This window comes from Salana multivorans, from assembly GCF_003751805.1.
Lineage (GTDB): Bacteria > Actinomycetota > Actinomycetes > Actinomycetales > Beutenbergiaceae > Salana > Salana multivorans.
In genome coordinates, this window is record NZ_RKHQ01000002.1 from 432330 (window position 1) to 453492 (window position 21163).

General features: G+C 73.6%; 15 protein-coding genes. 12 read left to right on the forward strand and 3 right to left on the reverse strand.

The window, feature by feature from the left end:
* Positions 1-19 precede the first annotated feature (19 nt).
* Entirely contained in the window at positions 20-910 is an 891-nt protein-coding gene (locus tag EDD28_RS14195) for an alpha/beta hydrolase (RefSeq protein ID WP_148059634.1), read from the forward strand.
* A gap of 76 nt (positions 911-986) precedes the next feature.
* On the opposite strand, the gene EDD28_RS17510 is transcribed toward EDD28_RS14195, so the two are convergent.
* Positions 987-4451, reverse strand: coding sequence for a hypothetical protein (locus EDD28_RS17510; protein ID WP_170169502.1), 3465 nt, complete (start codon positions 4449-4451; stop codon positions 987-989).
* A 5-nt stretch (positions 4452-4456) separates the two neighbouring features.
* Positions 4457-5134 (reverse strand): TetR/AcrR family transcriptional regulator, encoded by a 678-nt coding sequence (locus EDD28_RS17515; RefSeq protein ID WP_170169503.1) that lies wholly within the window; start codon positions 5132-5134, stop codon positions 4457-4459.
* Between the two features lie 181 nt (positions 5135-5315).
* On the opposite strand from EDD28_RS17515, the gene EDD28_RS14210 reads away from it, so the two are divergent.
* From EDD28_RS14210 to EDD28_RS14235, 6 genes are read left to right on the forward strand one after another with little or no spacing between them, the layout of a single operon-like run.
* Complete coding sequence (locus EDD28_RS14210; RefSeq protein WP_170169504.1) at positions 5316-6617, forward strand: extracellular solute-binding protein; 1302 nt, start codon at positions 5316-5318, stop codon at positions 6615-6617.
* Positions 6618-6626: 9 nt separating this feature from the next.
* Entirely contained in the window at positions 6627-7574 is a 948-nt protein-coding gene (locus tag EDD28_RS14215) for a carbohydrate ABC transporter permease (protein ID WP_123740425.1), read from the forward strand.
* A 2-nt stretch (positions 7575-7576) separates the two neighbouring features.
* On the forward strand, positions 7577-8467 hold the full coding sequence (locus tag EDD28_RS14220; RefSeq protein WP_123740426.1) for a carbohydrate ABC transporter permease: 891 nt from the start codon (positions 7577-7579) through the stop codon (positions 8465-8467).
* Positions 8468-8489: 22 nt separating this feature from the next.
* A complete protein-coding gene (locus EDD28_RS14225) occupies positions 8490-9662 on the forward strand; it encodes a glycoside hydrolase family 1 protein (RefSeq protein WP_123740928.1) in 1173 nt (390 codons plus the stop codon).
* 26 nt (positions 9663-9688) lie between these two features.
* On the forward strand, positions 9689-11632 hold the full coding sequence (gene uidA, locus EDD28_RS14230; protein WP_123740427.1) for a beta-glucuronidase: 1944 nt from the start codon (positions 9689-9691) through the stop codon (positions 11630-11632).
* Positions 11610-13928 (forward strand): beta-galactosidase, encoded by a 2319-nt coding sequence (locus EDD28_RS14235; RefSeq protein ID WP_123740428.1) that lies wholly within the window; start codon positions 11610-11612, stop codon positions 13926-13928. Before uidA ends, EDD28_RS14235 begins: the two co-directional genes overlap by 23 nt.
* A 22-nt stretch (positions 13929-13950) precedes the next feature.
* On the opposite strand, the gene EDD28_RS14240 is transcribed toward EDD28_RS14235, so the two are convergent.
* Positions 13951-14805 (reverse strand): endonuclease/exonuclease/phosphatase family protein, encoded by an 855-nt coding sequence (locus EDD28_RS14240; protein WP_123740429.1) that lies wholly within the window; start codon positions 14803-14805, stop codon positions 13951-13953.
* 98 nt (positions 14806-14903) lie between these two features.
* On the opposite strand from EDD28_RS14240, the gene uvrC reads away from it, so the two are divergent.
* The 5 genes from uvrC to gap all read left to right on the forward strand — a co-directional run bounded on the left by uvrC (position 14904) and on the right by gap (position 21093).
* Positions 14904-16841 (forward strand): excinuclease ABC subunit UvrC, encoded by a 1938-nt coding sequence (uvrC, locus tag EDD28_RS14245; RefSeq protein ID WP_123740929.1) that lies wholly within the window; start codon positions 14904-14906, stop codon positions 16839-16841.
* Positions 16838-17908 (forward strand): RNase adapter RapZ, encoded by a 1071-nt coding sequence (gene rapZ / locus EDD28_RS14250; protein WP_123740430.1) that lies wholly within the window; start codon positions 16838-16840, stop codon positions 17906-17908. Before uvrC ends, rapZ begins: the two co-directional genes overlap by 4 nt.
* Before the next feature lie 4 nt (positions 17909-17912).
* Positions 17913-18884: a gluconeogenesis factor YvcK family protein gene (locus EDD28_RS14255; protein WP_123740431.1), complete on the forward strand. Its 972-nt coding sequence runs from the start codon at positions 17913-17915 to the stop codon at positions 18882-18884.
* A 66-nt stretch (positions 18885-18950) separates the two neighbouring features.
* Entirely contained in the window at positions 18951-19931 is a 981-nt protein-coding gene (gene whiA, locus EDD28_RS14260) for a DNA-binding protein WhiA (RefSeq protein ID WP_123740432.1), read from the forward strand.
* Between the two features lie 157 nt (positions 19932-20088).
* Positions 20089-21093, forward strand: coding sequence for a type I glyceraldehyde-3-phosphate dehydrogenase (gene gap, locus EDD28_RS14265; RefSeq protein WP_123740433.1), 1005 nt, complete (start codon positions 20089-20091; stop codon positions 21091-21093).
* The last annotated feature ends 70 nt before the right edge of the window (positions 21094-21163 follow it).

Sequence of the window (21163 nt, forward strand, 5' to 3'; positions counted from 1 at the left end):
GACGTGGTGCGCTGGGCCGGTGAACGAGCGCGACCGCGACCCCGGACGACCCATGGACGAGGACGAGGCGGGCCACGTCCGCGTGATCGAGGCCCCGCGGGGCGGCACGAACGTCTTCGTCCACCTCGGTGTCCCGTACGTCACGCGCGACGGCCGGACGCTGCACCTGCAGATCATCCAGCCGAGCGGCGATGCCGCCATGGTCGGCTGGGACGAGGCGTTCGCCGGCCGCTACCCCTGCCTCGTCTTCGTCCAGGGCTCCGGCTGGGGACCGCAGGCGCTCGGCGCGGGCCTCTGGCCCCTCTGCCGGCTCGCCGAGCGCGGGTACGTCGTCGCCGTCGTCGAGTACCGCCCCTCGTCCGTCGCGCCGCACCCGGCCCAGGTGCACGACGCCAAGGCGGCGGTCCGCTGGTTGCGCCGGCGCGCCGATCGGTACGGCATCGACCCCGACCGGCTCAGCATCGCCGGCGACTCCTCGGGCGGCCAGGTCGCGCTGCTCCTGCACGCGACCGACGGCACCGCCGAGCTGGACGACCGCCCGGACGCACTCCCGCTCGCCCTGCGGAGCGCGGTCGCGTTCTACCCGCCGACCGACCTGACGACGATGGAGCAGGACGACGCCGTGCGCGACATGCTCGGCGGACGCCCCAGCGAGGTGCCGGACGTGGCCCTCGACGCGAGTCCGGCCAGCCACCTCGACGCCCGGCCGCGCGGGCCTGTCCTGCTCGTCCACGGGACGGCCGACGACGTGGTGCCGCACGCGCACAGCCTCGACTACGCACGCGAGCTGCGCCGGCACGGCCAGCGCGTCCAGGTCGTCCTCGTCGAGGGCGCCGGGCACGGCATCTGGCCCTCGACGTTCGGGCCCGAGGTCATCGACGCGGTCGAGGAGCACCTGCGGTCGAGCTAGCCGACCGGCTGGGCGGCCGCGCCGGCGTGCCGCCCCACGGCCGGGCCCCGGCCCGCCCCACGGGGCCGGACCCCGGTCAGTCGCGGGGGACGAACCGGACCACGAGGTCGTCCACGTCCCCGAGGACCGCGTACGGCAGCGCCAGGCCGCCGGGTCGGTACGGGTTCGGCGCGGCCGGCTCGACGGGCAGCTCGCCGCGCCCGGGGGCGAGGATCGCCGGACCCTCGCCCGGACCGGCCGCGACATAGCCGATCGTCCCGCGCCGGCCGTCGATCGCGAGCTCCAGCCGCAGCCCGTCGGCCGCCGCCGGCAGGACGGGGTCGACGACGAGCCGGTCGGGCAGGCGGCGCAGGCCGAGCACGCGGGAGAGTAACTGGTGCAGGAAGATGCCAGGCCCGCTGGAGTAGACCCGCCAGCCGCCCCGGACCGGGACGTCCCCCGTCCGCACCCGCTCGAACCCCGCGGCGAACGCGTAGCGGTCCGGGAAGGCGGCGTCGCTGGAGGAGAAGTAGGCGTTGCGCTGCCGCGCCGCGGCGTTCGGCTGCCGCTCGTGCAGCCCGACGGGGCTGATCCGCAGCAGCTCGTCGATCGCGCGCGTCCGGCCGAGCCGGGCGAGTGCCTCGACGTAGCGGATGTGCGCGTGGACGTACATCAGCCCGACCTCGCGCCCGACGTTCGCCGCCTGCTCCGCGCGCAGGAAGGTCCGGGGGATGCCGTCGGTGAAGTCGGCCGGCCGGTCCATCAGCCGCACGCCGTCGGGGAAGAGCAGCTCGTCGGAGATGAGCAGCTCGTGCGCGACGGCCTCCTGCGGCGTGAGCAGCCCCGCGATGATCGAGCGCGTCATCGGGATCAGCCGGTACGTCATGCCGGTCCGGACGTCGCGCGGGTGGATGACGAGCGCGTCGCCGTCGTCGCCGTGCTGGACGTAGCCGCTGAGCACGCCGTCGACGAGCGCGCGCTCGCGCAGGTCCGCGCCGACCCCGCGGGCGGTGGTGCGCAGGCGCGCGGCGAGCCCGTCGGCGTCCGGGACGGAGTCGCCGTCCGCACCCGCACCGGCGCCGAGCGCGTCGGCGAGGAGCCCCGTCGCCTGCGCGAGCAGCGCCGCCGTCCAGGTCGAGGCGAGCCGGGTGCGCAGCTCCGGGTCGGCGGGCTGCAGGGTGTCGTCCCAGTCGCCCTCGCCGTACGCGGGCAGGTCGGTCCCCGGCAGCCGGTGGGCGTCGAGGAAGTCGAGCGTCCGGCGCAGGTGGTCGCGGACGGTGGCGGTGGCGTCCGGCCCCGAGACCGCCGGTGCGCGCGTCTCGTCGTCCCAGAACGGGACCGTCTCCTCCAGCACCGCGAGGTCGCCCGTCGCCTCGAGGTACTGGCCGAGGGCGAAGAGCGGCCACACGACTATGTCGCCGTGCGAGGTGGCGCTGTAGACCTCGGCGTAGGAGTCGAACATGAACCACTGCGGGTAGTCGCCGTCGCGGTGCTGCCGGGCGAACGTCCGCAGCACGATGTCGCGGGCGACGTCGTGCCGCCCGGCCGCCGTCATGAGCTCGAACGGGCCCTGGGACACGTCGCGCGTTCCCCACGCCGCGCCCGAGTACTGCTCCAGCCCGTGCGGGGAGAGGAAGTGCGTCAGCGCGTCGTGGACGTACCAGGGGACGAGCGCGTCGAGCTCCTCGGCGGCGAGCGCGTCGTGCGGTCGCAGGGTCAGCCCGAGGACGGTGCGGGCCTGCTCGCGGTGGGCGGTGAGCCTCGCCTCGCGCTCGGCGTCCTCGACCGGTCGGCCGAGCAGGGCGCGGGCAGCCGCCGGTCCGTCGAGCGAGCTGGTCAGGGTGAGGGAGGCCGTGCGCCTCGTCGGCGCGGTCGCGAGGTGCGTGACTGGCCCCGGCGGTCGGGCGCCGTCGAACAGCTCCGCGTCGTCGTCGAGGCCGGCGGTGCCGCGGAGGGCGTAGGCGAGCCCGGGATCGTGCCGCTGGACCGCGCTGCCGTCGGCGGGGACGAGGACGAGGGTGTCGGCGTCGATCCGCTCCCGGTGCCAGCCCCCGCCCTCCTCGTCCAGCTCGACCGTGAACCGCACGGAGAGGTCCAGCTCGCACCGCACGGTGACGTCGAGTCGTGACCGGTCGGCGGCGACCGTCGTCCACACGTCGATCCGGCCGAGCTCGCCCTCGTAGAGCCAGTGCACGCCGCCGAGGTCGATCGTCAGGGCCGAGGGCACGGTGAGCAGCCGCGGCCCGTCGCCCGGGTCGACGAGGACGCGGACGCCGCTGGCGCGCTGGAGGTTGAGGTGGTGCCGGTGGACCCCGACGACCCGGTTCGCCGTCGTGTTGCCGGCCACGACGTGCGAGGCGAACACGCCCGGCGCGAACGCGGTCGCCGCGAGCAGGCCCGGCGTGGGGCGGATCGCGTCGCCCGCGCGGAGGATGTGGCCGTGCGAGCGCTCGGCGAGCGTCTCCTTCGCCCCGGTGACGACGTGGGCCGACGTCGGGGTGAAGAACGAGAGCAGCTCGCCGTCGTCGCCGTGCTCGGGGAGCCGGACGTCGGCGGCGTCGATCCCGAGCGCCGCGAGCAGGTCGGGGGTGGACAGGTCGTCGCCCGCGAGCGGCGGCGCGTCCCGCAGCAGCGACCGGGTCGGGGAGAACGGCTCGAGCGTCTCGGGACGCGAGGCCGCCGTCTCGGCGAGCTCAGCCCACGAGGCGAGCGACGCCGCGTGCGCGTCGAGGTCGGTCCGGGAGTCGGTCCGGACCACGTGGACGACGTCGCGGACGACCGGGCCGTCGCCGAGCTTGAACGGTCGCGTCACCAGGGCCGGGGCCGAGTACTCGTACTGGAGCACACCGTCGGGCGTGCCCGCCGTCAGCCCGTGCGGGAGCGCGTCCCGCCGGGCGAGCGGCGTGTGGAGCTGCAGCGAGTCGGTGCACGACGCGACCGCGCCCCGGGGGGAGAACATGACGTGAAGGGGGAGCAGGGGGGCCGCGGCCATCGTCTGCCGCGAGACGAGCGCGACGCCGGCCGTCGGGTGCTCGACCCGGCGGTGCAGCAGGTACTGGCAGACGTACGCCTCGCTGGACAGGGCGGCGGCCGGCGGTGCGAGCGCGAGGTCCTGCGCGGCGACGAGGTCGTACCGGGCGCCGTCGCCGGCCGGCTCCGTCCCGCCGTCATGGATCGGCTCCGTCCCGCCGTCGCCGGCCGGTTCGCCGAGCTCCACCCGCCAGACCCACAGGTCGGCGTCGGGGTCGACCGTCAGCTCGACCGTCGCGGGAACACCGAGGGCGACCGACCGCCACCGCGCGCGGAGCCCGCCCACCTCGACGGACCGCACGTCGGCGCCGCGCCCCACCAGGGCCGCCACGGCGGCGGGCGCGCCGTGGTCGTCGAGCCGGCGGAGCCACAGCCCGCCGACGGGGGCGTCGTGCACGCCCGGGAGGTACTGGGAGACGAGCAGCCCGTCGGCCGCGATGCGGTGGACGTCACCCGAGCCCGTCAGATCGACGGTGAGCCGCTGGCCCCCGATCGTTCGCGATCCTGAGGGTGGGCGTCGGGTGTCGGCCATGGGTCCTAGGTCTCCTGAGGTGGTGGGGATGGGGGAGCGACGTCGCCTGCGCTCTCGCGCGGCGGTGCCCCGAGGATCTGGAGGAAGTGCTCGAAGAGGTCGACCATGTCGACGTCGTCCGGGTCGAGCAGCCACTGGAGCTGCAGGCCGTCCATGACCGCCGAGACGAGCTGGCCGATCCGCTCGGGATCGACGTCGGGGCGCAGCCGGGAGGCGGCGACCTCCGCGCGGAAGTTCTCGGTGTCCTGGTGGCGGAGCCTGCGGTAGCGGTCGCGGAAGATGTCGTGCGCCGGGTGCGACAGGTCCGTCGCCTCGGCCGAGACGACGACGTGCAGCCCGACGAGCTCGGGCGTCGCGGCGTTCCGGGCCACCTGGTCCCGGACGGTGTCGAGGAAGGGCGCGCCCTCGGCCTCGCTCAGGCGACGCCGCTCCTCGTCCCGCCGGTCGCGCTCCACGAGCGTCGCCGTCAGCAGGTCGGCCTTGCTGCGGAAGTGGTGGAGCAGTCCGGCCTCCGAGATCCCTATGCGCTGGGCGATGTCCCGCAGCGTGCTCCCGCGGAACCCGCTCTCCGCGAAGGCGTCGACCGCCGTCGCGAGGATCTCCCGGCGTCGCTCGGCGCCGCGGAGGTGTCGTCGGTCCTCGGTCCGAGCTGGGGGAGCTGGGGTCTCGGCGGTCACATGCACGGTTCGACGCCTCCTCGGGGTCGTGGGGAACGTGCACAGTCTGCCTGCCTCGTCGGTGAGTGCGCCACGGGAGGGCTGCGGGCCGTGGACCTGGGCCATCAATATAACCGACCGAGCGCACGCTAGGCTATGCTCGACACACCGCTCCAACGATGGGGCGCACTCGATGAGGAGGGTTGTTGTGGTTCGACACAAGGCGATCAGGGCGGTGCTGATCGGCGCCGCCGCCGCACTCGTTCTGAGTGGATGCGGCAGGGCGGACGACGCTGGCACCCCGAGCGGCGACGCGAGCAACGGTGGCTCCCAGGCCGCCATCGACGACTCACCGGCCGAGGGTGAGATCACGATCTGGATGATGGGGGAGGAGGGAGAGAAGTTCCCCGACTTCGCCACGAAGTTCACCGAGGAGAACCCGGACGCCAAGATCACGGTCACGACGATCCCCTGGGGCGACGTGATGACGAAGTTCCAGACCGCCGTGACGGCCGGAACGACGCCGGACGCCATCATGATCGGCTCGTCCGGGATGGCCGCCATGGTGGCGACGGGCGGTCTCGCGCAGGTGCCGGACGGGCTCGTCGACGCGGGCTCGTTCGTCCAGGGCGCGGCCGACTCGGTCGTCGCGAACGACGCGACGTGGGCCGTCCCGTGGTACGTCGAGACGCGCGTCCTCTACTACCGGTCCGACCTCGCCGCCGAGTACGGGCTCGACGCCCCGACGACGTGGGACGAGGCGCTCGAGTTCTCCAAGGCGTTCCAGGAGCACGGCGCCGAGTGGGGCATGCAGCTGCCCGTCGGCCAGGTGGAGAACCCCAGCCAGGTCATCCTGCCCTGGTACTCCCAGCAGGGCGGCTCGGCCCTCACGGCCGACGGCACGGCGTACGACTTCGACAACGACCTCATGGTCGAGGCGATGGAGTACTACGCCTCGTTCTTCGAGCAGGGCGTCTCCCCGCTCACGGGCTACGGCGACACCGCTGCACCGTCGTTCGTCGACGGGTCCAACCCCGTCTTCATCTCGGGCCCGTGGATGGTGAACGTCCTCGGTGACCTCGCCGGCGCCGACTGGGTCGACCAGAACGTCGCGACCGCCGTCATCCCCGGTGGCAAGGACAACAACAACTCCTACATCGGCGGCGCGCACCTCGGCGTGTTCAAGGACGCGAAGAACGCCGACGGGGCGTGGAAGCTCATCCGCTGGCTGTCCCAGCCCGAGGTCCAGCAGGAGTGGTGGGAGGCCAGCTCCGACCTGCCGTCCGTCTCCTCCGCGTGGGACTACGAGCCGCTCCAGGCCGACGAGCGGTTCAAGGTCCTGTCCGACCAGCTTGAGAACACGGTCGCGCCGCCGAGCGTCCCGACCTGGGACGAGATCGGCGGTGTCATCAGCACCGAGTCGGAGAAGCTGATCCACGGCCAGACCACGGCCGAGGAGGCCGTCAAGGCGATCCAGGCCAAGGCCGACGCGGTCGGGCTGGGCTGGTAGGAGACGGCCATGTCCGTCACGACTGAAGGGCGGCGCCGGCCCGGTGTCGGCGCCGCCCCTCGGCGATCGAGCGCCACCGAGCGTCGTCGTCGCCGTCAGGGTCTCGTCGCCTGGCTGTTCGCGCTCCCGTTCGTGCTCATCTTCATGGTGTTCATGTTCGGGCCGCTGGTCTGGTCGTTCGGGATGTCCTTCACCGACATGACCATCCGGGACATCCGGACCCCGTTCTCGGTGAACTTCGAGGGCCTGCAGAACTTCGTCGCGGTCTTCCAGGACGAGACGTTCCGCAAGGCGCTCGTCAACACCCTGTACTTCACGGTGGTCGGGATCCCGCTGACGATGGTGTTCGGCCTCGCGCTCGCCGTCGCGCTGAACACGGGGATCGAGAAGTTCCGGTCCGTCTTCCGCGTCGGCTTCTACACGCCCGTCGTGACGTCGATCGTCGCGGTCGCGGTCGTGTGGCGCTTCATGCTGCAGGGCGACGGCCTCGTCAACACCGTGCTCGGCTGGGTCGGGATCAACGGGCCGGACTGGCTGAACGACCAGTACTGGGCGATGCCGTCGATCATCCTCATGGCCGCCTGGCGGAACATGGGCACGCTCATGATCATCTTCCTCGCCGGCCTCCAGGCGATCCCGAGCGACGTCTACGAGGCGGCCGAGGTCGACGGCGCGAGCAAGTGGCGTCAGTTCCGCACGATGACGCTGCCGCTCCTGCGCCCGACGCTCCTGCTCGGGGCCGTGCTGCTCTCGGTCGGCTTCCTCCAGGTGTTCGAGGAGCCCTTCGTCATGACCAAGGGCGGTCCGCTCAACTCGACGCTGACGATGAGCTTCTTCGTCTACAACCAGTTCGGCTACGGACGGTTCGGCTTCGGGTCGGCCGCCGCGTACGTGCTGTTCGCGTTCATCGCCGCGCTCGCGGCCGTCCAGTTCCGCATCCTGCGATCGAAGGACTGACCATGGTGACCGTCAACCCCGTGTCGTCCCGTCCGGCCTCGCCCGGCCCCGTGTCCTCCGCGCGCTCCGCCCTGCGCTTCCCGTGGTCGCGCGCCGTGACCTACACGGTGCTGTCCGTCGGGCTCCTCGTGACGATCATGCCGTTCATCTGGATGCTGCTCGGCAGCTTCAAGACGCAGGGCGAGCTGCTCCGGCGCCCGATCACCTGGTGGCCGCAGGCGCCGACGACGGAGAACTACGAGACCTGGATGTCCCAGCTCGACTACGGCAAGTTCCTCACGAACTCGCTCATCGTCGCCGTCTGCGTCGTGCTGGGGAACCTGCTCTTCTGCTCGATGGTCGGGTACGCGCTGGCGAAGATCGACTTCCCCGGCCGGCGCCTCCTGTTCGGCCTCGTCATGACGATGCTCATGGTGCCGGGCGTCGTCACCCTGATCCCGACGTTCGTCATCGTGGCGAACCTGGGGCTGGTCAACACCTACCCGGCGCTCATCCTGCCGTTCCTGGCCGGACCGCTCGGCGTCTTCCTCATGCGCCAGTACATCCAGGGCATCCCGGACGCGCTCATGGAGGCCGCTCGGATCGACGGGGCCGGGGAGTTCCGCGTGTTCTCCCGGATCGTGCTGCCCCAGTGCGGGCCGCCGCTGGCGACGCTCGCGATCCTCACGTTCCTCGGGTCGTGGAACAACTTCCTCTGGCCGCTCGTCGTCGCGCAGACCGAGGACATGTACACGCTGCCCGTCGCGCTGTCCCTGTACTCGGTCGGGTCGAACCAGACCAACTACGGGATCCTCATGGCCGGCTCGGTGCTCGTGGTGGCGCCGATCCTCGTCCTCTTCCTGCTGCTGCAGCGCTATTTCGTCCAGGGCATCGCCATGACTGGCATCAAGTAGGACCGACCCCTTCGGAGTGATCATGACGACCATCCAGTTCCCGGCCGACTTCCTCTGGGGCGCCTCGACGGCGGCGCACCAGATCGAGGGCAACAACCTCAACAGCGACTGGTGGCAGCGCGAGGTGGAGCCGGGCTCGCGCCTCGCCGAGCGGTCGGGCGACGCCGCCGACAGCTACCACCGCTACCGCGACGACATCGACATGCTCGCGGCCTCGGGCCTGCGCAGCTACCGGTTCTCCGTCGAGTGGGCCCGGATCGAGCCCGAGCGCGGCATGGTCTCCCGCGCGGAGCTGGCCCACTACCGCCGGATGATCCAGTACTGCCTGGACGCCGGGGTGACCCCGCTGGTGACGCTCCACCACTTCACCAACCCGCGCTGGTTCGTCCGGGACGGCGGCTGGCTCGACCCGGGCGCCCCCGACCTGTTCGCGCGCTACGTCGAGACCGTGCTGCCGATCCTCGACGGCGTCTCGCACGTGTTCACGATCAACGAGCCGAACATCCTCGCGATGATGATCGGCGGCGAGAAGGGCGAGGAGCAGCTCCAGGCCGGGGCGCTGCCGGCGCCCGACCCGGTCGCGACCGAGCACCTCATCGCGGCCCACCGCCGGGCGGTCGACCTCGTGCGGACCACCGGCATCCCGGTCGGGTGGCCCGTCGCGCCGCAGCAGTTCTTCGCCGACCCCGGCGCGGAGGAGGTGCTGCGCGCGTACGCCCACCCGCGCGAGACGGTGTTCCTCGAGGCCGCGCGCGGGGACGACTTCGTCGCCGTCCAGGCCTACACCCGGACGCGGATCACGCTCGACGGGCCGCAGCCGGCGCCGGAGGGCGCCGAGGTGACGCTCACCGGCTGGGAGTACTACCCGCCGGCGATCGCCGAGGCCGCCCGGCTCGGCCACGAGATCACGGGGCTGCCCGTCCTCGTGTCGGAGAACGGCATCGCGACCGCCGACGACGCGCGCCGGATCGACTACACGCGCGACGCCCTGCGCCACCTGCACGAGGCGATGGAGGAGGGGACGCCGATCCTCGGCTACCTGCACTGGTCGCTCCTCGACAACTACGAGTGGGGCTCGTTCCGGCCGACCTTCGGCCTCGCCTCGTGGTCGCCCGAGACCTTCGAGCGCCTGCCCAAGCCCAGCCTCGCCTGGCTGGGCGGCGTGGCCCGCGACGGCCGGCTCGACGTCGACTGACCGCGCCGCGAGAGTCGGGAGGAACGGTGCTGCGCCCGCAGGACGGACCGACGCGCGAGTCGACGCGGCTGGACGGCGTGTGGCGGTTCCGCGCCGACCCGGACGGGACCGGGCGCGACGCGGCGTGGTCGCGGGGCGTCCCGGACGCCGGCCGGATGCCGGTGCCCTCGTCCTACGGCGACGTCCTGCCCGGGTCGGGGCTGCGCCAGCACGTCGGTGACGTCTGGTACGAGCGCGAGGTCTGGGTCCCGAGCGGCTGGCGCGGGCGGCGGGTGCTGCTTCGGTTCGACGCGGCCGCGCACGAGGCGACCGTCTGGGTCAACGGCGTCGAGGTCGCGCGGCACGTCGGCGGATACCTCCCGTTCGAGGCCGACGTGACGGATGCGGCGCCGGCGGGGGAGCCGGCCCGCGTCGTCGTCCGCGTGGGCAACGAGCTGACGCTGGCGACCATCCCGCCGGGCGTGGTCGAGACGACCGCCTCCGGCCGGCGACAGCGCTACTTCCACGACTTCCTCCACTACTCGGGGCTGCACCGCAGCGTCTGGCTCTCGGCCGTCCCGCCCGTCCGGTTCGACACGCTCGACGTGGCGACCGAGCTGGCGCCGACCGGTGAGCCGCCGCCGGTCGAGCGGGCGACGGGCGAGGGGGGCCCGGTCGCCCGGGCGGCCCGACGGGACGCGACGGTCCGGGTCCGGGCCGGCGTCGCGGGCGACGCGTCGGGCGCCGTCGTGACCGCCGTCCTGCTCGACGCGGACGAGCGTGAGGTGGCCCGGGACGCGGGCGACGCCGGCGCCGCGATCGAGCTCGCGGTCCCGGACGCGCACCCGTGGGCGCCGGGGGACGGGTACCGATACCTGCTCCGCCTGGAGCTGCGCGACGCCGCGGGCGACCTGCTGGACGCCTACGCCACCCGGGTCGGGATCCGCACCGTGCGCGTCGACGGGGCGCGCCTCCTCGTCAACGACGTCCCCGTGCGGCTGCGCGGCTTCGGCCGGCACGAGGACCACCCGGTACGCGGCAAGGGGCACGACGACGTCCTGGCCGTCCACGACCACGAGCTGCTCGGCTGGTTCGGCGCGAACTCCTTCCGCACGTCCCACTACCCGTACGCCGAGGAGGTGCTCGACCTCGCGGACGAGGACGGGCTGCTCGTCATCAGCGAGTCGCCGGCGGTCGGGCAGAACGCGGTCTTCTCCGGCGGCCGGCTCGGGGCCGAGACGTTCGGCGAGGGACCCGACCTCATCGGCGCGGACGCGCAGGCGGCGCACGCGCGGGTGCTGCGCGAGCTCCTCGCGCGGGACGCGCTGCACCCCAGCGTCATCGCCTGGTCGATCGCCAACGAGCCGGCGAGCTCGACCGACGCGGCCGAGCGCTACTTCGCCCCGCTGGTCGACCTGGTGCGCGAGCTCGACCCCTCGCGGCCCGTGACGTTCGCGAACGAGACGAGCAACCGTCCGGGGCGGTGCCGCGTCACGCCGATGGTCGACCTGCTCCTCGTCAACCGCTACCTCGGCTGGTACGTCGACACCGGCGACCTGGTCTCGGCCGAGGAGCACCTGCGCGCCGAGCTGGCGGCCTGGGCCGAGCTCGGCAAGCCGATCGTCGTGAGCGAGTTCGGCGCGGACGCCGTCGCCGGCGTCCACCACCTCGACCCCGAGCCGTGGTCCGAGGAGTACCAGCGCGACCTCGTCGCGATGTCCACCCGCGTCTTCGACACCGTCCCGGCCGTGATCGGGGAGCACGTCTGGAACCTCGCCGACTTCGCGACGGCGCCCGGGCTCATCCGGGTCGACGGCAACCGCAAGGGCGTCCTGACCCGTCAGCGGCAGCCGAAGGCCGCGGCCTGGGCGCTGCGCGAGCGCTGGCGGGCGGCGGCGGAGCGCGAGCGAGCCGCCGCGACCGGGCGCGACGAGGACCACCGCCGGAACCACCAGAAGGGGAGCGACCGTGACCGCCCTGACACTCCGTGACCGCCAGATCCTCGCCGACGGCGAGCCGACGATCGTCGTCGCTGGCGAGGTCCACTACTTCCGCCTCCACCCGCGGGACTGGGAGTCCCGGCTGTGCCTCCTGCGCGAGGCGGGGGCCGACACGGTGGCCACCTACGTGCCGTGGGTCGTGCACGAGCGCGGTGACGGCACGATCGACCTGGTCGGCCGGACCGACCCGTCCCTCGACCTCGGCGGCTTCGTCGACCTCGCCGCGGACCGTGGGCTGCGGGTCCTCCTGCGGCCGGGGCCGTTCATCATGGCGGAGACCGCCGGCGAGGGCGTGCCCGACCGGGTGCGCCGCGAGCACCCGGAGGTCGTGCCGCTCGGCTGGCACGGCCGGCCCGTCCCCACGGCCGAGCTCGACTACCTCGCCCCCGCCTTCCTCGGCGAGGTCCGACGCTGGTACGACGCGGTCGGTGCCGTCGCCGCGCCCCGGATGGCGCCGGCGGGCGGACCGGTCGCGGCCGTCCAGCTCGACAACGAGGTCGGGATGCTGGCCTGGGTGTCGAACGCCCCGCACCTCGACGACCGCTCGCTCGCGGAGCTGCGCGACTGGCTGGAGGCTCGCCACGGCGACCGGCTGGCGCGGCGCTACCCCGGACTGGCGGACGCCTCGACGGCGGAGTCCCTCGCGTCCTTCGCCGCGTCGATCCGGTCGCCGCGGCCGGAGTGGGCGCAGCGGCTGCGGATCGACCTCGGGCGGTTCGCGCGCGGTCGGCTCGCCCGCTACGTCGACCTCCTCGCCGGGTACGCCCGGGAGGCGGGCATGGGCGGCGTCCCGTTCCTCGTCAACGTCCACGGCACGGCGGAGAGGTCCGGTGCGCCGTTCCCCGTCGGCATCTCCCAGCTCGTCGAGACGTACGCCGGGAAGCCGGGGTTCGCCGCGGGGTCCGACCACTACCTCGGCGACCTCGACCTGCCCCGCGCCGCCGACCTGCACCTGATGAACGCCTGCCTCACGGCCGTCAACGGCCCCGACCAGCCCACCACCGCGCTGGAGCTCGAGGCCGGGGCCGGCGACTACGCCGACGACCTCGCCCACGCCACCGACCCCTCCGCCGTCGTGCTCAAGACGCGCCTGTCGCTCGCGCAGGGCAACCGACTGCTCAACTACTACCTGTTCGCCGGCGGGACCAACGGCGTCGCCGACCCGCCGCGCTCGGACGGCACCACGCGGTTCGGCATCACGGGGGAGCGGCACGGCTTCTCCGCCCCGGTCGACCCCGAGCGCGGCCGGAGCCGGCACTTCGCGTCGCAGGCGGAGGCGATGTCGCTCGCGGCACGGCTGCGGCCGTGGATCGCCGACGCCCGGGAGGAGCACGACGACCTCGCGATCGGCCTCCACCTCGACCACTACCTCACGGAGTACGTCCCGCCGCGGACCGGGCCCGCCGAGGACGTGGCCGAGCTGGAGTACGCCCGCGGCGCCGGTCCGCGCGGCCTCGTCGGGCGCGTCCTGCTCACCCTCGGCTACCGGTACGGGGCGGTCGACCTGCAGACGTCAGGAGACCTGCCCCGGCTGGTCGTGCTCGGCACCCCCAGGGCCGTCGCCCGCGACGTCCAGGAGCTGCTGGCGCGGCACGTGCTGGACGGCGGCTCGCTGCTCATGCTCGGGCACCTGCCCGTCACGGACCTCGACGGCGAGGCCTGCACGGTGCTCGCCGACGCGCTCGGCATCGCGGCGACGGGCGAGGTGGTCGACCGGCCCGACTGGTTCACCTCGGTCACCTCGACCTGGGGTCGGGCGACCGAGCGTCGGGTGAGCCGGGCCGAGACCTACGCGGCACCCGGGGCGGAGGTGTTCCTCCGGGAGGCGATCGGCGGCGAGCCGACGGGGCTGCTCGTGCGGGCCGGGCGCGGCACCGCCGTCCTGGTCGGCTGCGACTACGGGGTCGACCTCGAGCTGTTCCGCACCGTCCTGACGAGGCTGGGCGTGGCGCCCGGTCTCGCGCGGGAGCCGCACCCCGGCCTCGTCACCACCACGACCCGCGCGGCGGACGGCTCCCGCCTCCTCCACGTGCTCAACGTGAGCGGGTTCGCGCTGCGGAGCGCGTTCGAGCTCGACGGGACGCGGCTGTTCGACGGTGCCGAGATCGAGGTGCCGGCGCGCTCCGGGCTGGCACTGCCCATCGGCGTCCGGGTCGCCGGACGCGAGCTGGCGGCGACGAGCGAGGTGCTCGGGGTCGACGGCGGGAGGGTCCGGCTGGCGGCCCCCGGCCGCGCGTGGCTCGACGGCGCCGAGGTCGACGCAGCGGACGGCGCTGTGGCGCTCTAGCCGCGACGGTTCAGTCGGCGGTTCAGCCCGCGGCCGCGGCCGCGGACCCGGCCTCGGTCGCCGGCCGGGCCACCGACGTGCCGATCTCGACGTCGACGACGACGGGGTAGTGGTCGCTCGGCAGCACGGCGTCGGCGGTCTCGTCGATCGCCGGCACGTCGTAGGCGAGCACCTCGATGCCCGGACCGACCAGCACCCAGTCGATCCGCTCGGCGTGCTCCCCACCCGAGTCCCGGATCGCCGCCGGGACCCAGTCGTGGAAGGTAGCGCCCGACCCGGTCGGCGCCGACCGGGACGCCTCGCGCGCGTCGCGCAGCCCGGTCAGCGCCGCGGCGACCGGCGCCGAGCCCGGACCGGCGTTGAGGTCACCGAGGACGACGTCGCGGCCCGGGCCGGCGGCCGCGATCCGGTCGAGGACGAGCCGCATCCCGAACTCCCGAGCGTCCTCGCTCTCGTGGTCCAGGTGGACGTTCCACACCCGCAGCTCCCCGGCCCCCGCCACCGCGTCGAGCACGGCCCAGGTGCACACACGAGCGCAGTGCGTCCCGGGATGGAGGCTGGGGACGTCCGGCGACGGCGACAGCCAGAACGTCCCCCACGTGCGGATCGACCACCGGTCGGACCGCACGAGCAGCGGGACGTGCTCGCCGGCCGCGTCGCCGTCGTCCCGGCCGACCCCGACCGCGATGTACGACGGGAGGTCGGCGCGCAGGTGCGCGAGCTGGTGCGCGACCACCTCCTGGAGCGCCGCGACGTCGGGAGCCGCCTCGCGGACCACCGCGACGAGCGCCTCGCGGCGATCCCGGGTCCACGCCGCGTGCCGCTCGCCGGGGGAGTCGTTCTTGATGTTGTACGTCATGAGATGGGCGCGGGTCATGGACACATTCTTCCCGGGTTCCTTCCCGGATTCCTCCCGTGGCGAAGGGGAGGGGCCGGCCACGTCCGATGTCGGAGCCTCGACCTAGGGTGGGTGACGTGACCGATCCGGCGAGCTACCGGCCGAAGCCCGGCGAGATACCCGACTCCCCGGGCGTCTACCGCTTCTCGGACCCCTCGGGTCGCGTCATCTACGTCGGCAAGGCCAAGAGCCTGCGTCAGCGCCTCGCGAGCTACTTCGCCGACCTCACGACGCTCCACCCCCGCACGGCCACGATGGTGACGACCGCGAGCCGGGTCGAGTGGACGGTCGTCTCGACCGAGGTCGAGGCGCTCAGCCTCGAGTACTCCTGGATCAAGGAGTTCGACCCGCGGTTCAACGTCAAGTACCGGGACGACAAGTCCTACCCCTACCTCGCCGTCACGATGGGGGAGGACTTCCCGCGCGTCCAGGTGATGCGCGGCGCCAAGCGGCCGGGGACGCGCTACTTCGGGCCGTACTCGCACGCGTGGGCGATCCGCGAGACGGTCGACCTGCTCCTGCGGGTGTTCCCCATCCGGAGCTGCTCGGCCGGGGTGTTCAAGCGGGCGGCCGCGAGCGACCGGCCCTGCCTGCTCGGGTACATCGACAAGTGCTCGGCGCCGTGCGTCGGGCGGATCACACCGGAGGCGCACCGCCTGCTCGCCGAGGACTTCTGCGCCTTCATGGCCGGCGACACGGGGACGTTCGTCAAGCGGGTCGAGCGGGAGATGCGCCAGGCGGCGAGCGAGCTCGACTTCGAGCGAGCTGCGCGCCTGCGGGACGACCTCGGGGCGCTGCAGCGCGTGGTGGAGAAGAACGCCGTCGTGCTCTCGGACGCCACGGACACCGACGTGTTCGCGCTCGCGCTCGACGAGCTGGAGGTGTCCGTCCAGGTGTTCCACGTGCGCGGCGGGCGCATCCGCGGCCAGCGCGGCTGGGTCTCCGAGCGCGTCGAGGACCTCGACGAGGCCGAGCTGGTCGAGCGGCTCCTGCTCCAGGTCTACGGCGACGGCGGAGCCGACGTCCCGCGCGAGGTGCTCGTCCCGCACCTGCCCGGCGACCACGCCGAGCTGTCCGACTGGCTGGCGCAGCGCCGCGGCGCGCGGGTGCAGCTGCGCGTCCCGGTCCGCGGGGACAAGAGGGCGCTGGCCGACACGGTCCGGACGAACGCCGAGGGCGCCCTCGCGCTGCACAAGGTCCGCCGCGCCGGCGACCTCACCTCCCGCTCGCGCGCGCTGGAGGACCTCCAGCGCGAGCTCGAGCTGCCGTCGTCGCCGCTGCGGATCGAGTGCATCGACATCTCCACCACCCAGGGCACCCACCAGGTCGGCTCGCTCGTCGTCTTCGAGGACGGCCTGCCCCGCAAGTCCGACTACCGCCACTTCGTCGTGCGCGGCGAGTCCGGCGAGGGAGCCCGGGACGACACGGCCGCCATGTACGAGGTGGTCTCCCGGCGGTTCTCCCGGATGCGCCAGGAGCGCGAGACCACGGCGATGCCGGGCATCGACCCCGAGACCGGTCGTCCGCAGCGGTTCGCCTACGCGCCGAACCTCCTCGTGGTCGACGGCGGGCCGCCGCAGGTGGCCGCCGCGGCCCGCGCGCTGGCGGACCTGGGGGTCGAGGACATCGCGCTCGTCGGCCTCGCCAAGCGCCTCGAGGAGGTGTGGCTGCCGGGGGAGGAGTTCCCCGTGGTGCTCCCGCGGACGAGCGAGGGGCTCTACCTGCTCCAGCGCGTGCGCGACGAGGCGCACCGGTTCGCCATCAGCCATCACCGCAAGCGCCGCGGCAAGGCGATGACGCGCTCCGCGCTCGACGACGTCCCGGGCCTCGGCCCCGCCCGGCAGAAGGCCCTGCTCGCGCACTTCCGCTCGCTCAAGGGGCTGCGCGCGGCGAACGTCGAGGAGATCGCCGAGGTGCCGGGGATCGGGCCCCGGCTCGCGCTCACCGTCCACGACGCGCTGCACCGCGAACCCGCCGCCGGATCGACCGCCGAGCCTGGCATCCTGGGGGCATGACGGACGACAGCGACGCCCCTCGCCTCCGGCACGCCAGCGTGCCCAAGCGCCCCGCGGGTGCCGACGGGGCCTCCCAGGGCCCGTCCGTGCCCGGACCGGAGGCAGGATCGTCCGCCCCGTCCCCGTCGCCGGTCGCGTCGGAACCCGACCCGCTCACGGTCCCCGGCGGCATCCCGCTGCTCGAGGCCGTGACGCCGGCGCCGCGCGCCGAGCGCAGCGAGGTGCTCCTCGTCACGGGCATGTCGGGAGCCGGCCGGACGCGGACGGCGGCCGTGCTGGAGGACCTCGACTGGTACGTCGTCGACAACCTCCCGCCGCGCCTGCTCGCGCCGATGGTCGGGATGATGTCGCCGACCGGGGGCGTGCGCCGGCTCGCGGCCGTCGTCGACGCGCGCGGCAAGGAGTTCTTCGCCGAGCTGGCCCCCGTGCTCGAGGCGTTCCACGCGCAGGGCATCGCCTACCGGATCGTCTTCCTCGACGCGGACGACGCCGCGCTCGTGCGCCGGTTCGAGTCGGTCCGCCGGCCGCACCCGCTGCAGGGGGACGGCACGATCCTCGACGGCATCGCGGCCGAGCGCACCCTCACGGCGCACCTGCGCGAGCGCGCCGACGTCTACCTCGACACGACCGACCTCACGGTGCACGAGCTGGCCCAGACCATCCGGGAGACGGTCGCCGGCGAGGGCGACCGGCCGCTCGCGGTCACCGTCGTCTCGTTCGGCTTCAAGTACGGTCTGCCGCTCGACGCCGACCAGGTGCTCGACGTGCGCTTCCTCGCCAACCCGTACTGGGTCACGGAGCTGCGCCACCTCACCGGCAAGGACGAGCCGGTGGCGCGCTACGTGCTGTCGCTGCCCGGAGCCGAGGAGGTCGTCGAGCGCTACGCCGAGCTGCTCGAGCCGATCCTCGCGGGGTACCTCGTCGAGCAGAAGCCGTACGTCACCATCGCGATCGGGTGCACGGGCGGCAAGCACCGCTCCGTCGCCATGTCGATCCGGCTCGGCGAGCTGCTGCGCGAGCGCGGCTACTCCGTGCACAACGTCCACCGCGACCTCGGACGGGAGTGAGACCATGACCGCGCTCGACCCGCTGCGTCTCACGCCCCAGCGCATCGTCGCGCTCGGCGGCGGGCACGGCCTCGCGGCCTCGCTGCTCGCGCTGCGCCACCTCACGCCCGACCTCACGGCGATCGTCACGGTCGCCGACGACGGGGGCTCCTCCGGCCGGCTGCGCACGGAGCTGGGCATCCTGCCGCCGGGCGACCTGCGGATGGCCCTCGCGGCCCTGTGCGACGACACGGCGCGCGGTCGCGCCTGGCACGAGCTGCTCCAGCACCGGTTCACCAGCGGCGGCTCGCTCGACCATCACGCGGCCGGCAACCTGCTGCTGGCGGCGGCCTGGGCGGCCGAGGGCGGCGTCGTCGCCGGTCTCGACCGGCTGGGCGAGCTGCTCGGGGTGCGGGGACGCGTGCTCCCGATGGCCGCCGAGCCGCTGGTCATCGAGGCGGACGTCGTCCGCGACGGGCAGCCCGACATCGTCGTGACGGGGCAGAGCCGCGTGGCCGTGACGAGCGGCCGCGTGACGCGCGTCCGGCTCCTGCCGGAGAACCCGCAGACCTGTCCCGAGGCCATCGCGGCGATCCGCGCGGCCGACTGGGTCGTCCTCGGCCCCGGCTCCTGGTACACCTCGGTCCTCCCGCACCTCCAGGTGGCCCAGCTCCGCGCCGCGATCCACGCCGCCAGCCGCGTCGCGCTCACGCTCAACCTCCAGCAGCAGGAGGGCGAGACGGACGGGTTCACGGCCGCCGACCACCTGCGCGTCCTGCGCGAGGTCGACCCGGAGCTGCGCGTCGACGTCGTCCTCGCCGACCCCGCCTGGGTCGACGACCTGCCCGACCTCGAGGCGGAGGCGACGGAGCTCGGCGCCCGCGTCCTGCTGCGGCAGGTGCGGGCCGACGACGGCACCCCGCGGCACGACCCGCTGCGGCTCGCCGCGGCCTACCGGGACGCGTTCGCGCAGACCTGGGGAGACGTCGGGGAGTAGGCCCGCGGGCCCTCCACCGGTCGCTCGGCTCCCCACGACGACGCGCGGGGTGGCAGGATGTCCGGCATGTCGCTGACCGCTGCCGTGAAGGATGAGCTGGCGAGAGTCAGGGTCGATCGCATCTCCAGCCGCAAGGCCGAGGTGGCCGCGACCCTGCGCTTCGCCGGGGGCCTCCACATCATCTCGGGCCGGATCGTCATCGAGGCCGAGCTCGACAACGCCGCCGCCGCCCACCGCCTGCGCGCCGCCATCCACGAGGTGTACGGCCACAAGAGCGACATCATCGTCGTCTCGGGGGGCGCACTGCGCCGGGGCAACCGGTACGTGGTGCGCGTGGTCCGCGAGGGCGAGGCGCTCGCCCGGCAGACGGGCCTGCTCGACCAGCGCGGCCGGCCCGTGCGCGGCCTGCCGCCGCAGGTCGTCTCGGCCAGCGTCGGGGACACGGTCGCCGCCTGGCGCGGCGCGTTCCTCGCCCACGGCAGCCTCACCGAGCCCGGCCGCTCCGCCGCGCTCGAGGTGACCTGCCCCGGCCCGGAGGCCGCCCTCGCGCTGTGCGGGGCCGCCCGGCGGCTCGGGCTGCAGGCGAAGGCGCGGGAGGTGCGCGGCGTCGACCGCGTCGTCGTCCGCGACGGCGACGCGATCGCCGCGCTGCTCACCCGGATGGGCGCGCACGACGCCGTCCTCGCCTGGGAGGAGCGGCGGATGCGCCGGGAGGTGCGGGGCACCGCGAACCGGCTCGCCAACTTCGACGACGCGAACCTGCGCCGCTCGGCGCGGGCCGCGGTCGCCGCGAGCGCGCGCGTCCAGCGGGCCTTCGAGATCCTCGGCGAGGAGGTGCCCGAGCACCTCGTCCAGGCCGGTCGGCTCCGGCTCGAGCACCGCCAGGCGTCCCTCGAGGAGCTGGGTCAGCTCTCCGACCCGCAGCTCACCAAGGACGCGGTCGCCGGACGCATCCGGCGCCTCCTCGCGACGGCCGACAAGCGGGCGGCCGAGCTCGGGATTCCGGACACGGAGAGCATCCTCACACCGGACATGCTCGACCTCTGAGACGCCTCTCCCGCAGGCACTTGGTCCCTCTTGGCGCAGGTGTCGTGCGTAGTAGTGTCGTGTGTGGAGATAACGGGGACGACCCCCTCCGCGTGGGTTCCGACGGGGCCCGCGCCACCGGACAAGTGCGTGCGCGTGCACGCTTGGAGGACTCATCGTGACCATCCGCGTCGGGATCAACGGCTTCGGCCGCATCGGCCGCAACTTCTTCCGCGCCGTTCAGAAGGCAGGCGCTGACATCGAGATCGTCGCCGTCAACGACCTCACCGACAACAAGACGCTCGCGCACCTGCTCAAGTACGACACCGTGCTCGGCCCGCTCGAGGAGAAGGTGACGTACGACGACGAGTACATCTACGTCGGCGACCACAAGATCCGCGCGATGGCGGAGCGCAACCCGGCCGACCTCCCCTGGGGCGAGCTCGGCGTCGACATCGTCATCGAGTCGACGGGCTTCTTCACGGACGCCGAGAAGGCCAAGGCGCACATCGAGGCCGGTGCCAAGAAGGTCATCATCTCCGCTCCCGCGAAGAACGAGGACGCCACGTTCGTCGTCGGTGTGAACCACACCGACTACAACCCGGAGACCGACAACATCATCTCCAACGCGTCCTGCACGACGAACTGCCTCGCGCCGGTCGCCAAGGCCCTCAACGACGCCATCGGCATCGAGCGCGGCCTCATGACGACGATCCACGCCTACACGGGCGACCAGAACCTCCAGGACGGCCCGCACCGCGACCTGCGCCGCGCCCGCGCCGCCGCCCAGAACATCGTCCCGACCACGACGGGCGCCGCCAAGGCCGTCGCCCTCGTGCTCCCGGAGCTCAAGGGCAAGCTCGACGGGTACGCGCTGCGCGTCCCGACGATCACGGGCTCGGCCACGGACCTCACCTTCACGGCGTCCCGCGAGGTGACGGTCGAGGAGGTCAACGCCGCGGTCAAGGCCGCCGCCGAGGGCGCCATGGCCGGCACGCTGCAGTACACCGAGGACCCGATCGTCTCCTCGGACATCATCTCCAACCCGCACCAGAGCATCTTCGACGCCGGCCTCACCAAGGTGAGCGGCGACCAGGTCAAGATCGTCGCCTGGTACGACAACGAGTGGGGCTACTCCGCCTCCCTCGTCAAGCTCACCGAGTACGTCGGCGAGCGTCTCTGATCCTGCTGCCGCAGACCGAGACTCACTGAGATGTGAGGCGACGCCCGCGTCCGTGTCCACTCCTGGGCGC